The organism is Algivirga pacifica (genome assembly GCF_039543525.1).
Classification (GTDB): Bacteria; Bacteroidota; Bacteroidia; order Cytophagales; family Flammeovirgaceae; genus Algivirga; species Algivirga pacifica.
In genome coordinates, this window is record NZ_BAABJX010000005.1 from 14,095 (window position 1) to 28,780 (window position 14,686).

Here is a 14,686-nt window from a genome sequence, read left to right on the forward strand (position 1 = left end):
ATTATTAATAAGGAATGTATAATTATTAGTCGAGTGGTTTTTCATTATTAAAGCCAAGATGTAATTTCATTCTTCATTCTTCATTCTTCATTAAAAACTCTCAATGTTCATGCTGTCTCCCCACTTCAAAACTGACGGAGTCCATTAAAGCCTCTAAGGTGCTTGCTGGATGGATTACCAAGGGAGTGAGTGAGGGACTTCCTGCATTGACCCAACAGGTATACCAAAGACTGCTGATACATTGCACAGCACAACGTAGTCTTCGACTGACTTGCCCCTGTAGTAGCTGATGATATTGGGCCGCATACTTTTTGGAATACCCATGAGTGTTGATGCCATTTCTATTATAAAAGCCATACTTCCGATGTTCACCTATTTCTTTGGTAGCTTCTTTTTCTAATTGAAATACGGAGTCCAGGCATTGGTGTGATTCGATAATGGTATTCCAAGCAAGACTGTCAATATCATTAACGTAGTAAGCCTGTGGTAGGAACAGATCATATTCTTCAAGAAATAATTCAGGTAATCGGCTTTCCCATAAACCATGAATGCCTGTTTGCTTGGTGAGTTGACCATTATAATTGGAGGTGGTATGTAAAGGAACGTGTATGTCGGACAGATAATGGCCGAGTTCAGCAGAGTATTTAATGATGAGTTCATATTTTTTTTCACGGAACGCCCAAGTGAGCTTGTGACACATATCCGAAATGTTCCAGGGAGCAATGCCCTGAGTACTATCTTTACTTACATATAAGCAGGCAGGGTAACTCTGGGCTATTTCAGGGTATTGGTCCAAGTCTATATAATGTCTGATGTCTTCTCCTTCGATCACATATCTTCTTTGGTCTGGTAAGACCGAAAGTTTGAGGAGTGCTTCTAAGTTATGTTTATAAAAAGGGAACAACCCTTCTGGAAGTAGAAAAATTGCATGCTTATTGATCTCTTTATGGGCAAAGAACCCCCAAGTTCCTGATGAACAAAGAGGAATACACCCCAAAATAAGTCCTACGATGAGTAGTCTACAGGTCATTTGTTTAATCTTTTATTGAACTTGTTTAAACATTAAAAGGGCTTTTGTTGAACAGAAATAGAGCAATTGCCTATAAGGATATCCTATACCACTATAAGTGTTCCTTATATAGTGTTCCTATAGTGATATACTTATGGGTGGTTAATTAATTGATTATCAGTTATTTAAATGTATTTTACATGTAAATATAGTATTTGTATATTATTTAAGTGATGTATGTTTTCGTGTATTGTAATTAGCTTTTTTGTTTAATGTTTATTAGATTTGTTTAAACAAAAGATAAAAGGAGTTATTTTAAACACTTAGTAAGACACTTGGAACGATGACAGCTTTAGAATTCACTTACGCATTAGATCAGGTATCACCAACCTTAAGGCCTTTTGCCTTAAAATTGACAAAAGATCACGAAGACGCGAACGACTTGGTACAGGAAACCATGTTGAAGGCCTTCACTAATAGAGAGAAGTTCTCAGAAGGTACTAACCTGAAAGCCTGGTTGTATACCATTATGAAAAATACCTTTATTACCAACTACCAGCGTTTGGTAAGAAGAAACACATTTATTGACACGACAGACAATTACCACTTCCTGAACTCGTCTTCAGATCACGTGACCTATAATAATGCTTATACGGATTTTGCGATGGAAGACATCTATGCAGCAATTGATAAGTTGCAAGAGGTGTATAGAGAGCCATTTATGCTACATTATAAAGGCTTTAAATACCATGAAATCGCAGAGCGTTTGAAAGTACCAATTGGAACGGTGAAAAACAGAATTCACATCGCTCGTAAGGAGCTGAAGTCACTATTGAAAGTGTATGCTCCCGCTGAAGCATAGGTCTTCTGTTCCATTTAATCTTTTGAAGTGTTTTGACCTTTAAATGGTGAAACAGTCTTTGTTTCACTTATGTATAAGGTTATATATAGAGATGCAGGCAAATTTTGCCTGCATTTTTTTTGTTTATCGTGTAGATTCTGCTTTAACCATTATTTTTGCCCATAATAAATTGATACACGCTTAATATATAGCAGTAAACGACGGCCTATGGCATTTTTGATTGGCAAATGGAGTTATGCACTGGGGATCATCATGTACCGGTGGGTTTTGGGAATTATATCCCCTTTTCACAAAAAGGCAAAGTTATTTGTGAAAGGGCGTAAAGGGCAGATTACCGCACTGGAATCCTTTTTCCAAGGGAATAAACAGAGAGTGGTGTGGGTGCATTGTGCTTCCTTGGGAGAGTTTGAACAAGGGAGACCGATCATAGAAGCTTTGAAGCAACAAGCCCCTGATATAAAAATCTTACTGACTTTTTACTCCCCTAGTGGGTATGAGGTACGCAAAGATTACCCTTATGCTGATTATTGCACTTATATGCCTTTGGATACTCCGTCCAATGCCAGGGAATTTATAGAAGTGGTAAATCCCTCCTTGGCCATTTTTGTGAAGTATGAGTTTTGGTATTACCATTTAAGGGAGTTGAAAGAGAGGGAAATTCCTGTGTTTTCAGTTTCTTCTATTTTTAGGCAGGACCAAGTATACTTCAAGCCTCATGCCTTGTTTTATAGAAAGACCTTGGAACTGATATCTCATTTTTATGTACAGGACAAGACCTCAGGTGCATTACTTTCCTCTATAGGAATTGATCGATGGGATGTGGCGGGAGATTCTCGTTTTGATAGGGTTATAGAACTCGTCGAGCAACGTAAAGATATTCCGATTGTACAGAAGTTCACACAGCAGACCTTCACATTGGTGATTGGAAGCAGTTGGACGAAAGATTTGAAGCATATAGCTCCCCTTCTTAATGCCTGGGAAGAACCGTTAAAGTTAATTATTGCCCCTCATGAAATAGAAGAGCGTAGTTTGCAGGAAACAGAAGCATTTTTTCCGGATAAGCAAATTATACGTTTTTCGGCAATGAATGAAGGGGCTGACTGGAGAGGGGCTGATATTTTATTGATTGATAATATTGGAATGTTGACCTCCTTGTATCAGTATGGGTCTTTAGCGTATATAGGAGGAGCTTTTGGTAAAGGATTACATAATATACTGGAAGCAGCCACTTATGGTATTCCAGTGATCTTCGGGCCAAAGTATGATAAATTTAACGAAGCTAAGGAGATTATCGCTAGCAAGGGGGGATTTTCGATTGATGGGGAGGAAGCATTTGAGAAAATATTTGTGGCATTATATCATGACGAGATCAAACGCCTTAGGGCAGGAAAGCAAGCGGAGATGTATGTGCAGTCCAAGGTAGGAGCTACGGAAAAAGTATTGGAGGCCATCCAACTCAGAAAAATTCAATAGATTGCAGGATTGCATTAATATTTGGAACAGTAATTGTATTTGAAATAAAATAAGGATATTCATTGTTATTCCATGATTATGGAGATAATGAATTATTCTATTAAATAAGCTTATGGGGAATCAGCAATTAAAAGGCTTGATCATAAAGTCCACGGGATCTTGGTACGAGGTCCTCAATGAGGAAAGCAGGGAAGTTTTTCGTGGCCGACTAAGAGGGAAATTTAAGGTGAAAGGCCTTAAAGTTACCAACCCGATTGCCGTAGGAGATTATGTGCTTTATGAGCAGGAAGAGGTAGAGGAAGAGACCGTAGTGATCAAGGATATTCTTCCAAGAGAGAACTATATATTGCGTCGATCAACACATAAAAAATGGCATGGGCATATTATTGCCGCCAATGTGGATCAGGCAATTATGGTGGCTACTTTGGGTTTTCCAAGAACCTCTTTAGGGTTTATTGATCGTTTTTTGGTTTCTGCCGAGTCGTTTAGGATTCCTGCTGTAATCTTATTTAATAAAACAGACCTTTTGACCGAAGAGGGAATTGCTTTTCAGGAGGAGTTGATGGAGCTGTATGAATCTTTAGGCTATCGCTGTTTAAGTATTTCAGCATTAACTGAAGAAAATCTGCAAGCCGTAGAGCAGTTATTGGATGGTAAGAAATCCTTGATTGCCGGACACTCCGGAGTAGGAAAATCTACCTTGATCAATGCGCTCTTGCCTCACGTAGAACAACGTACAGCGGAAGTATCGACTTATGCCAATAAAGGCAAGCATACGACTACTTTTGCGGAAATGTTTGCCGTGGATGATCATGGTACTTTTTTGATTGACACACCGGGTATTAAGGAGCTGGGTATAATGAATGTGGAGGAAAATGAGCTAGGACATTACTTCCCTGAAATTCGGGAAGCCATGGAGTACTGCAAGTTCCACAATTGTACACATACCCACGAACCCAATTGTGAGGTCAGAAATCGCCTGGAAACAGAGGAAATTGCAGAGTCACGTTACATCAGCTACCTCAGTATTTTGGAAGATGATGATAATAGACGATAAGGGTTTCCCGTTATGTTTATAATGTAGTTTATAGGGTCAGAAGGTGTTGGGAATAGAAATCGTTTTTTCTGGTTTATTTGATATTTTGTCTTATGAAACAACACGTTATAAAAGAAAAGTTGGATCTTCCTCAATCATCATTAGTGGAATTTCTGGTCTATGATTATATGACCGAAGAACTAGGCGTCAAGTATAAGCGAGGAAAACATAAGGGGAAGTTGAGGACCTATAAACAAATCACTAATAGAGAGTATCAATGGATCTGTGGAGAGGAGTCTGTAGGCAAAGCATTGATGAAAGTACTCTCAGAACACAAACGTCATGAGTCTGGTTTGTGGGATAAGTTCAGGCATGCATTGATTGGTGCTTAATAGAGATTAACGATCTCGTACAATTATTTTCAAAGGAATCAAGGGGCCTAACCTCTTTAATGAAGGCTGAGTAAATCTCCGCTATACTGCTAAATAGCTCTGTTGAATCGTTGAATTTCACCTCCGGTGAGTTGAATTGAGCTTTGCTCGTTGATTCGAGTTGAACCGTTGATTGAATATTTCAACTAACAATTCAACTCGAATCAACGATTCAACGAGCGAAGCTTAATTCAACGATTCAACAGAGCTGTTTAGTAGTATGATGGGATTATTCAAACTTGATTAAAGAGGTTAGGCCCCTTGATTATTTATACCCTTGAATGAATTTCCTTTAATCACTGAGTTATGAGACAGCCTCTTTTTTTGTACTTTTGTTCTCGTATAGCAATAAACACATTTAAACGGCAAGGCGAATGTCGCTTTGCATTTATCTTAAGTATTACTTTGTCATTATGTTATCAATACTAATTAAGAATGCGAATCTTGTCAACGAGGACAAAATCACAAAAACTGACGTTTTAATCCGCGATGGGTTTATCTATCAGGTAGCGGCAGGGATTTCCGAAGAAGGCGTTGACCGTATCATTGAGGCAGAGGGGAAATACCTTTTGCCAGGTGTCATTGATGATCAGGTACACTTCCGTGAGCCAGGACTAACACATAAAGGTGAAATTTATACAGAAGCAAAAGCAGCAGTAGCCGGTGGGATCACTTCTTATATGGAAATGCCCAATACCAACCCTCCTGCGGTAACGTATGATAAGCTAGAGGAAAAGTACAAGAGAGCATCTGATGTATCGTTGGCGAACTACTCTTTCTTTATGGGTACGACTAACGAGAATATTGACGAAGTAAAAAAGGTTGATCCTAAGAAAGTTTGTGGTGTAAAGATCTTTATGGGATCTTCTACGGGTAATATGTTGGTAGACGATAAGGCTACCTTGGAAGGAATTTTCTCTCAAGTGGATATGCTGATCGCAACACACTGTGAGGATGATAATATGATTGCTGAGAACCTTGAAAAATATAAGGAGCAATATGGAGATGATATCCCGGTAAAATACCATCCTGAAATTCGTAGTAGAGAAGCTTGTTATGCCTCTTCTTCCAAAGCAGTGGAATTAGCAAAGAAGCATAATGCCCGTCTGCATATCCTGCATATTTCTACTAAGGAAGAGTTGGACTTGTTCGATAATAGCATTCCTTTGAAAGAAAAGCGTATCACTGCCGAGGCATGTGTGCATCATATGTGGTTCGGAAAAGAAGACTATGATACCAAAGGAACACATATCAAATGGAACCCAGCAGTAAAAGAAAAATCCGATGGAGAGGCCATCCTGCAAGCCGTAATTGATGATCGTATCGATGTGATTGCAACGGACCACGCACCTCATACCCTGGAGGAAAAAGATAATGTCTATACCAAGGCACCATCCGGAGGACCATTGGCACAGCACAGTTTACAGGTGATGCTGGATTTCTACAAGCAAGGGAAGATTAGTCTGGAGAAAATTGTAGAGAAAATGTCGCACAACCCGGCAATCCTTTTCGAAATCGAGAAGAGAGGTTATGTAAGAGAAGGCTACTGGGCTGATTTGGTGCTGGTGGATATGGAAAAACCACAAACAGTTACCAAGGAGAACTTGCTATATAAGTGTGGATGGTCCCCATTTGAAGGACATACCTTCCCAGCAACAGTGACACATACTATTGTTTCCGGACATATTGCTTATGAAGATGGTAAGTTTGATGAGTCAGTGAAAGGAAAGAGACTAACTTTCGAAAGATAGATACTGTTTGTTGAACCGTTGAATCGTTGAATTGAGCTTCGCTCGTTGATTCGAGTTGAATTGTTTATTGAAATATTTAGTAGTATTCAATCAACACATCAACTCGAATCAACGAGCGAAGCTCAATTCAACTCAGCAGCTTGCTGCTGAAATTCAACGATTCAACAACCCCTATACTTTTTACCTATTACTTATTATCTATTACCTTTAATTTCCTATCTTGCGCAATTATTGGAAAAATATTACTAATACCGTATAAAATGCAAATACTTAGCGAACAGGAAATTCTCCGAAGAGAGAAAAGACAGCAGTTAATGGATCTTGGCATTGATCCTTATCCGGCGGCAGAATATGAGGTAAACGCCTATGCCAAGGAAGTGATGGAGAACTTCGATAAGGATGAGGAGAAATACCAGAAGGTATCTATGGCGGGCCGTCTGATGAGTGTTCGTCTGATGGGTAAGGCAGCTTTTGCAGAGCTTCAGGACAGTACTGGTAGAGTACAGATTTACATCAACCGTGATGAGCTTTGCCCTGGTGAAGACAAGACGATGTACAATACTGTATTCAAGAAGTTATTGGACTTTGGAGACTTTATTGGTATTACAGGAAATGTGTTTAAAACACAAGTAGGGGAGACGAGTGTGAACGTAACTGGATTGACGGTACTTTCTAAGTCGTTGAAACCACTACCCGTAGTAAAGACACAAACAGATGAGGACGGAAATGTAAAAACGTATGATGCATTCTCTGATCCTGAACTAAGATATAGACAGCGTTACGTAGACATGGTCGTGAACGAAGGCGTAAAGGAAGTATTCCTGAAGCGTACGAAAATCATGAACACCATGCGTAACATCTTCAATGAGCATGGATACCTGGAAGTAGAAACGCCGGTATTGCAACCTATCCCAGGTGGAGCAGCAGCCCGTCCGTTTATCACGCACCACAACTCATTGGACATGCCATTGTACTTGCGTATTGCCAATGAACTATACCTAAAAAGATTGATCGTAGGTGGGTTTGATGGCGTATACGAGTTCTCTAAGAACTTCCGTAACGAAGGAATGGACCGTACGCACAACCCAGAGTTTACGGCAATGGAGATCTACGTGGCGTATAAGGATTATATCTGGATGATGGAGTTCACCGAGAACCTATTGGAGCGTATCGCACTAGAGGTATTGGGAACAACAGACGTACAGGTAGGTGATAAGGTGATTAGCTTCAAAGCGCCGTTCAAGCGTTTGACGATGCGTGATGCTATCTTGGAGCACACTGGATTCGATATCAATGGAAAGTCGGAAGAGGAGTTGCGTGCCGCTTGTAAAGAGATGGGCATCGAGGTAGACGAGTCCATGGGTAAAGGTAAACTGATTGACGAAATGTTTGGTGAGAAAGGGGAGGAGCACTGTATCCAACCAACCTTCATCACAGACTATCCAGTAGAGATGTCACCATTGACAAAGCGTCATAGAGAGGACTCTTCATTGACAGAGCGTTTCGAGTTGATCGTAAACGGTAAGGAGTTGGCCAACTCTTACTCAGAGTTGAACGACCCGATCGACCAGCGTCAGCGTTTCGAGGATCAGCTGGCATTGATGGAGCGTGGAGATGATGAGGCGATGTATATCGATCAGGATTTCCTAAGATCATTGGAGTATGGTATGCCTCCAACAGGTGGTTTGGGTATTGGTATCGACCGTTTGGTGATGATGCTAACGAACAATCCATCGATTCAGGAAGTATTGTTCTTCCCTCAGATGAAGCCAGAGAAATGGCCGACAGCCTCTTCGACAGAGCAGTGGGCTGCCATTGGCGTTGAGGAAGGATTAGTACCTGTAATGCACAAGCTAGGATGCTATCAAGTAGAAGACTTGAAAGAGAAGCAGGCAGGGAAATTCATGAATGATTTTATTGGAATGAAGAAAAAGCTGAAGCTGAAAGAGATTAAAAACCCTTCAAGAGAAACATTTGAAGAGTGGATCGAGAAAGCAGAGCAGCTATAGGTTTTGTTTGCCGCTTATTGGTGATCGTTTATTGTTTAATAGAGGATAACTTATAAGATTGCGTTGCAAAATATAGATGAGTCCTGTAGAGAATCACAGGATTTAACATTGTGTAAGAAGGGATGTCCGTTGGGGTGTCCCTTTTTTTATTGCCCATTTTGTAGAGGTACCTTATCAGGAGGTCTAATCATTTGATAAGTGATAAGTGCCGTAATACAAAAAAACGATTGCATAAATAATGTAGGCCCTCGCCTTAGGCGCAATGCCGTCAACTTAAGTTAAATAATAGCACTGTTCACTCGTAGACGATGGGTTGAAAACCCACCGCTAAAAGATTCTCAATCCCATAAATGGGAATTAGGTGCTACGTTCATTCCCATTTATGGGATTAATAATATCAGCGGTAGGCTTATTAACGTTGAATAAATAATCGTCATAAATTGTTCCCCCAACTCTGCCTAGGGCTAAAGCCCCAGGCTCTTCAAGAAGTGCCACTTCGTGGCGATCTATTCTAACGTATCTTTTACAAAAAGATTGAATTGATAACCGCAAAGCGGTATCTCTAAAAGAGCCTGGGGTTTATTAAGTTTGAATAAATAATCGTCATAAATTCTTCCCCCAACTCCGCCTAGGGCTAAAGCCCCAGGCTCTTCAAGAAGTACCACTTCGTGGCGATCTATTCTAACGTATCTCTCACAAAAAGATTGAATTGATAACCGCAAAGCGGTATTTCTAAAAGAGCCTGGGGTTTCAACCCTAGGCGGAGATGGAGATAACTATTGTGTCGGTTATTTATTCAACCTTAATTAACCCTAGGCGAGGGTGGAGATAACTACTGTGTCGGTTAATTATTCAACCTTAATTAGCCTATCGTCTACGGGTGAATAGAAATCCTTAAGTTGACGGTATTGCGCTTCAGGCGAGGGTTCACGAACCAATAACGTTTGCAATACCATATACAAAGATGTAACCGATAAACGAGACGTTCTATAAGTTGTAAATGACCATCCTCTTGATTATGACAATGTTAAGTTTTTTGTTTTGAAATGCGATTTATGACAAAATTTTAACATCTAATGAGGGGTAATGCCCAATTAATATTTTGGTGATTTTTTCAATTCCCTGAAATCTGTGATAAAGTACCTTCCAATAAGCCTCATATTGTTCTTATGTATTAACGTGCATCTATGTGTATAACTTCAATCGGTTTGTAGATAGCTCTGAATAGAGAGAATTACACAATAGGTGAATGTTTTTTTCAAACTTCAAAAACTTAATCATGCGTAAATTATTACTTTTTACATTGCTGATTCTAGCGCAATTCTCCTTTGCGCAGGAAAAGGCGATCACAGGTATAGTGCAGGATGCGTCGGGCACTCCTCTACCTGGTGTAGTGTTGGTAGTACCAAATACGACGAAGGGTACGACTACAGGAATTGACGGTAAATTTAACCTGACTTTGGCTCCTGAGGATAAGCAAATCGTTGCTCGTTTAGTGGGATACCAACAGCAGGTGATTGGGGTAGCAAACCTCTCTAATATTACAATTACTCTTCAGGAAGATGTAGAGACATTGGAGGAAGTAGTTGTAACCGCTTTGGGAGTAAGCCGTGACAAAAAAGCACTAGGTTACTCTGTTCAGCAGGTATCTTCTGAGTCAATGAACACTGTTGATCCTCTTTCTTTGGGTAACTCTATCCAAGGTAAAGTAGCAGGTGTTCAGATCAAAGGTGGTTCTGGTAACGTAGGTGCTTCTACAAGTGTGGTGATTCGTGGTAATGCTTCTTTGGGAGGTAGCAACCAACCACTTTGGGTAGTTGATGGTACGCCAATCAGCAACTATAACATCTCAAACTCTACAGATGGATATGACTTCGGTAACGGTGCGCAGGATATCAACCCTGATGACGTAGAGAGCGTTTCTGTACTAAAAGGTGCGGCAGCAACAGCACTTTACGGTTCAAGAGCTGCTAACGGTGTGATCTTGGTAACAACGAAAAAAGGTAAGAAAAAATCAGGTATCGGTATTGAGGTAAACTCAATGGTGACGTTTGATAACGTATATATTCTTCCTGAGTTCCAGAACGAATACGGTGGAGGTTACGAGCTAGAGTTCCCTACATTTGATTATGCTGCTTCAGGTTTAGGTCCTGAGTGGGAGAAGTTTGACGGTACGCCAGTAGTAGAAGCTGGTGCAGATGAGAGCTGGGGTCCTAGAATGGATGGGCAGCAAGTGTTGGCATGGCATTCGTTTGTGCCAGAGAGTGACACGTACAACCAAACAGTACCATTCTCTCCACAGCCTAACAACTACAGAGATCTTTTCAACACAGGGGTAACAACTTCGAATAGTGTTGCATTAAGCGGCGGTGATGAAACGTCTACTTTCCGTTTGGGATGGACTAACGTTACACAAAAAGGTGTTGTTCCTAACTCAAACATGCAGAAGAACACGATTACTTTCAGAGGAACAAAAGATCTGAATGATCGTTTGAAAGGATTCTTCTCAGGTAGCTATGTTTCTCAGCAGACGACAGGTCGTACAAGATTTGGTTACTCTGGATCAGGTGATAACGTAGTAGCAGGTTTTAGACAGTGGTCTCAAAGACAATTGGATGTCGATAAGCTAAGAGAACTTCAGTACTCTGATGCAATGGGACAGCAAGTAGGTTGGAATATGAGAAGCTTGACTGATGGTAGAACATACCTAAGATGGGCAAATAACCCATTCTGGACTTTGAATAATATCTTCGCAAAAGATAGTAAGAACAGATTTTTTGGTAACGCAGGCTTGAGCTACAACATTGCAAAAGGACTGGATATTAAAGCAACTGCTCGTACAGACTACTATGGACTGCTTACAAAAACACAGAAAGGTACAGCTAACGTAGATGGTATTGCTAATGCTTATGCTGGAGAGTCTACACGTAACTCTTTTGAGAATAACTTTGAGTTGATCGCTACTTATAACGAGCGTTTTGGAGATGTTTCTCTTAACGTTGTAGGTGGTGGTAATATCCTTTACATCGAGTCTAGTGCGAGTTCAGCTTCAACAGCTGATGGTTTGATCTTGGAGGATTTCTATCATATTTCTAACTCAGTGTCTCCTGCAAATGTATTCAGTTCAGTTTACAAAAAGCAGATGAACTCTCTATTCGGTTCAGCTTCCGTAGGATATAAGGACATGGTATTTGTGGATGCTTCTATCAGAAATGACTGGTCATCAACACTTCCAGTAGATAATAATAGCTACTTCTACCCAGCGGTAAGTACTTCATTCATCTTCTCTGAGTTACTAGGTGATCAAGATATCCTTTCATTTGGTAAGCTGAGAGCAGGTTATGCAAAAGTAGGTTTGGATGCTGCTGCATACGGACTATACAAGACTTACGATGCAACTTCTTTCGGAACACTACAAACTTTCTCGGCAAACTCAGTATTGCCTAGTGGTTCTCAGCTAGTGAATGAATCAACGACTGAATATGAAGTAGGTTTGGAAACAAGCTTCTTCAATGGTAGACTAAGTGCTGAGGGAACATACTTCCACAGAACTTCTTCTGATCAGATCTTGAACGTAACGCTTCCTTCTTCGACAGGTTATACAAGTAAAACAGTAAACTCTGGTGAGCTAGTGAACAAAGGTTACGAATTGTTGGTAAATATAGTACCTGTTCAAACAGACGATTTCCGTTGGGATCTTGGGTTTAACTATACGGCTCTAACTTCTGAAGTAACCAAGCTATTCGGAGACTTGGAGGAGTACAGAACGGCTTACTATTCTAGCTCAGGATGGGCTAATGCGGTAGTAGGAGAAGAGTATGGACAAGTAACGATGAGAAGAGGTCACGTATTCCATGAGAATGGTGAGCGTCTAGTAGGTGATAATGGTCGTTATGTATATGAGAATGTTCCTTACAGAATGGGTAGCTTTATGCCAGATGCAAATGGTGGTGTAACAACAAAACTTTCTTACAAAGGACTTACACTAAGTGCACAGATTGACTTCCAGGTAGGTGGTTTGATCTACTCTACTGCCAACAGATGGGCGTATAAGTCAGGTCTTGCCGCAGGTACTGTTGGCTTGAACGACAAAGGTAACCCTATCCGTGATGCAGTAGCTGACGGTGGTGGTATCAAAGTAGAAGGTGTAAACGAGGATGGACAACCAAACGAAACTTACATCGAGGCTTGGAGATACTTTGCTGATCAGGCTTACTACTTCACGCAAGAGTTTGTAGATGACGCAAGCTACGTGAAATTGAGAGACATGAAACTAGGCTATACACTTCCTTCTTCATTGACGAAGAAAATTGGTATTCCTTCAGCTTCAGTAGCGGTATTCGGTAGAAACCTTGCATTGCTGTATGACAATGCAGATGGATATGATCCTGAGCAGGTGATGTCTATCTCGAACACACAAGGTGTAGAGTCTGGTTCTATCCCAAGTACACGTTCGATCGGTTTCAACGTAAATCTAAAGTTCTAAAAAACTTAAGTCAGAGAGAAAATGAGATTTTTAAAATATAGCATTAGAACAGCTGCGCTTGCAGCAGCTGTTTCTATCTCTTCATGTGATCATTTTGAAGAGTTGAACGTCAACCCTAACAAGGCTTCAGAGGTTTCTACAGCAGGTTTGTTGGCACAATCACAAGCAAATATTGTTTATAACGTATTTGGTGAACTAGGTCAACTAGGGGCACAGTATACGCAGCAACTATCTCAGATTGAGTATCCTGAGAAGTCACACTATGATGATGCAGGATCTTCAGGGTACTCAAGCATCTATACAGGTGGCTTGGCAGATGCACAGGAGATCATCAATATCGTAGATGCAGAGAGAACAATGGATGCAGCAAGAAAGTATGGTGATATCGAGAACCAGAAAGCTGTAGCTATGATCTTGAAAGCATGGGCTTTCCATAATGCAACAGACGTGTGGGGTGATCTTCCTTACTCTGAGGCATTGAAAGGTGACGAGGGAATCTTGCTTCCTAAGTTTGATACGCAGGAGGAGATCTATGCAGGACTTCAGGCGGATCTTGATGAGGCGATTGCATTGATCAACGAAACGCCTAACGTTGCTATCCCTGCAGACTATGACTTGATCATGGGTGGTGATATGACGATGTGGAAAAAGTTTGCCAAGTCATTGAAACTACGTATCGCAATGCGTCTTTCTGATGTAGACGAGGCAGCAGCTAAAGCTGTAATCAACGATGCTGCTTTCAGTGGTGTATTGGAAGCTGGTGATGTAATTAGCTTTGAGCACTTGTCAACTAACAATGAGGCAAACCCATTGTATATTGACAATGTAGTAAACACAGGTGCTGATAACTTTGCAATCTCTGATGTGATTGTAGACAAAATGCTAATGATGAACGATCCTAGATTGGCTGTTTATGCTGCTCCAACGGTAAACGACGCATCAGTTTATGCAGGTTTCCCTTATGGAAAAGACAGAACATTTATCACAGGCTTGAGCAGTGATGATTACTCTATGGTATCTGAAGCATTTGGTGGACAAACAGCTCCTTCTATTATCATGACAGGTGCTGAGGTATTGTTTATCAAAGCGGAAGCGGCACAAAGAGGTTATATCAGTGGTTCTGCTGCGGCATACTATGAGGAGGCTGTATCGGCTTCTCTTTCAGAGAATGGAGTAGATAAGGCAGATGCTGATGCATACCTTGCAACAGTACCTTACGATGCTTCTGACTGGAAGATGGTTTTGGGTACGCAAAAGTGGTTGGCATTGTTCAACCAAGGTATTCAAGCTTGGTCTGAGTTTAGAAGATTGGATGCTCCTATGCTGTCACCAGCTGAGGCTTCTTCTATCTCGCAGATTCCAACAAGAAGAGCATATTCTTCAGGTCCTTATTCTTCTAATGCAGAGAATGTAGAGGCTGCAGCAGCAAGACTTCAAGGAGGTGATGACTTCACTTCAAGAGTATGGTGGGACGTGAAACTTCCATAATTGAAGGTTGATAAATACATTGGAAGGGATTGGCTATCATGGTCAATCCCTTTTTTCATGCGTTTACTAATGGACTGATTGCTCCAATAGCACAATAGCACAGGGCATCGCCCTGTGAGTACAAAGAATAACACCATAGCT

Annotated in this window: 9 protein-coding genes; 8 read left to right on the forward strand and 1 reads right to left on the reverse strand. The window is 40.8% G+C overall.

Annotated elements, in window-relative coordinates; genetic code table 11:
• Positions 1-100: 100 nt before the first annotated feature.
• Positions 101-1,030 carry a zinc dependent phospholipase C family protein gene (locus ABD985_RS01075; protein ID WP_345368564.1) on the reverse strand — a complete coding sequence of 310 codons (930 nt, stop codon included), beginning with the start codon at positions 1,028-1,030 and terminating at the stop codon, positions 101-103.
• Positions 1,031-1,352: 322 nt separating this feature from the next.
• On the opposite strand from ABD985_RS01075, the gene ABD985_RS01080 reads away from it, so the two are divergent.
• The 8 genes from ABD985_RS01080 (at position 1,353) to ABD985_RS01115 (ending at position 14,545) form a co-directional block, all read left to right on the forward strand.
• Positions 1,353-1,871, forward strand: coding sequence for an RNA polymerase sigma factor (locus ABD985_RS01080; RefSeq protein WP_345368565.1), 519 nt, complete (start codon positions 1,353-1,355; stop codon positions 1,869-1,871).
• A 207-nt stretch (positions 1,872-2,078) separates the two neighbouring features.
• The gene (locus tag ABD985_RS01085; RefSeq protein WP_345368566.1) at positions 2,079-3,344 is read left to right on the forward strand and encodes a 3-deoxy-D-manno-octulosonic acid transferase; all 1,266 of its coding nucleotides are present in this window, start codon (positions 2,079-2,081) and stop codon (positions 3,342-3,344) included.
• Between the two features lie 112 nt (positions 3,345-3,456).
• Complete coding sequence (gene rsgA, locus ABD985_RS01090; RefSeq protein WP_345368567.1) at positions 3,457-4,401, forward strand: ribosome small subunit-dependent GTPase A; 945 nt, start codon at positions 3,457-3,459, stop codon at positions 4,399-4,401.
• Between the two features lie 92 nt (positions 4,402-4,493).
• Positions 4,494-4,772, forward strand: a complete 279-nt coding sequence (locus ABD985_RS01095) for a hypothetical protein (protein ID WP_345368568.1) — start codon at positions 4,494-4,496, stop codon at positions 4,770-4,772.
• 452 nt (positions 4,773-5,224) lie between these two features.
• Positions 5,225-6,562 carry a dihydroorotase gene (locus ABD985_RS01100; RefSeq protein WP_345368569.1) on the forward strand — a complete coding sequence of 446 codons (1,338 nt, stop codon included), beginning with the start codon at positions 5,225-5,227 and terminating at the stop codon, positions 6,560-6,562.
• A 260-nt stretch (positions 6,563-6,822) separates the two neighbouring features.
• Complete coding sequence (gene lysS, locus ABD985_RS01105) at positions 6,823-8,571, forward strand: lysine--tRNA ligase (protein WP_345368570.1); 1,749 nt, start codon at positions 6,823-6,825, stop codon at positions 8,569-8,571.
• 1,279 nt (positions 8,572-9,850) lie between these two features.
• Entirely contained in the window at positions 9,851-13,057 is a 3,207-nt protein-coding gene (locus ABD985_RS01110; RefSeq protein WP_345368571.1) for a SusC/RagA family TonB-linked outer membrane protein, read from the forward strand.
• A 21-nt stretch (positions 13,058-13,078) separates the two neighbouring features.
• Positions 13,079-14,545 carry a SusD/RagB family nutrient-binding outer membrane lipoprotein gene (locus ABD985_RS01115; RefSeq protein WP_345368572.1) on the forward strand — a complete coding sequence of 489 codons (1,467 nt, stop codon included), beginning with the start codon at positions 13,079-13,081 and terminating at the stop codon, positions 14,543-14,545.
• Positions 14,546-14,686: the final 141 nt, after the last annotated feature.

What these genes read in the sequence shown, in the direction of transcription:
- ABD985_RS01075 (WP_345368564.1), bottom strand. Translation starts at nt 1,030, where the DNA reads ATGACCTGTAGACTACTCATCGTAGGACTTATTTTGGGGTGTATTCCT.
- ABD985_RS01080 (WP_345368565.1), top strand. Translation starts at nt 1,353, where the DNA reads ATGACAGCTTTAGAATTCACTTACGCATTAGATCAGGTATCACCAACC.
- ABD985_RS01085 (WP_345368566.1), top strand. Translation starts at nt 2,079, where the DNA reads ATGGCATTTTTGATTGGCAAATGGAGTTATGCACTGGGGATCATCATG.
- rsgA (WP_345368567.1), top strand. Translation starts at nt 3,457, where the DNA reads ATGGGGAATCAGCAATTAAAAGGCTTGATCATAAAGTCCACGGGATCT.
- ABD985_RS01095 (WP_345368568.1), top strand. Translation starts at nt 4,494, where the DNA reads ATGAAACAACACGTTATAAAAGAAAAGTTGGATCTTCCTCAATCATCA.
- ABD985_RS01100 (WP_345368569.1), top strand. Translation starts at nt 5,225, where the DNA reads ATGTTATCAATACTAATTAAGAATGCGAATCTTGTCAACGAGGACAAA.
- lysS (WP_345368570.1), top strand. Translation starts at nt 6,823, where the DNA reads ATGCAAATACTTAGCGAACAGGAAATTCTCCGAAGAGAGAAAAGACAG.
- ABD985_RS01110 (WP_345368571.1), top strand. Translation starts at nt 9,851, where the DNA reads ATGCGTAAATTATTACTTTTTACATTGCTGATTCTAGCGCAATTCTCC.
- ABD985_RS01115 (WP_345368572.1), top strand. Translation starts at nt 13,079, where the DNA reads ATGAGATTTTTAAAATATAGCATTAGAACAGCTGCGCTTGCAGCAGCT.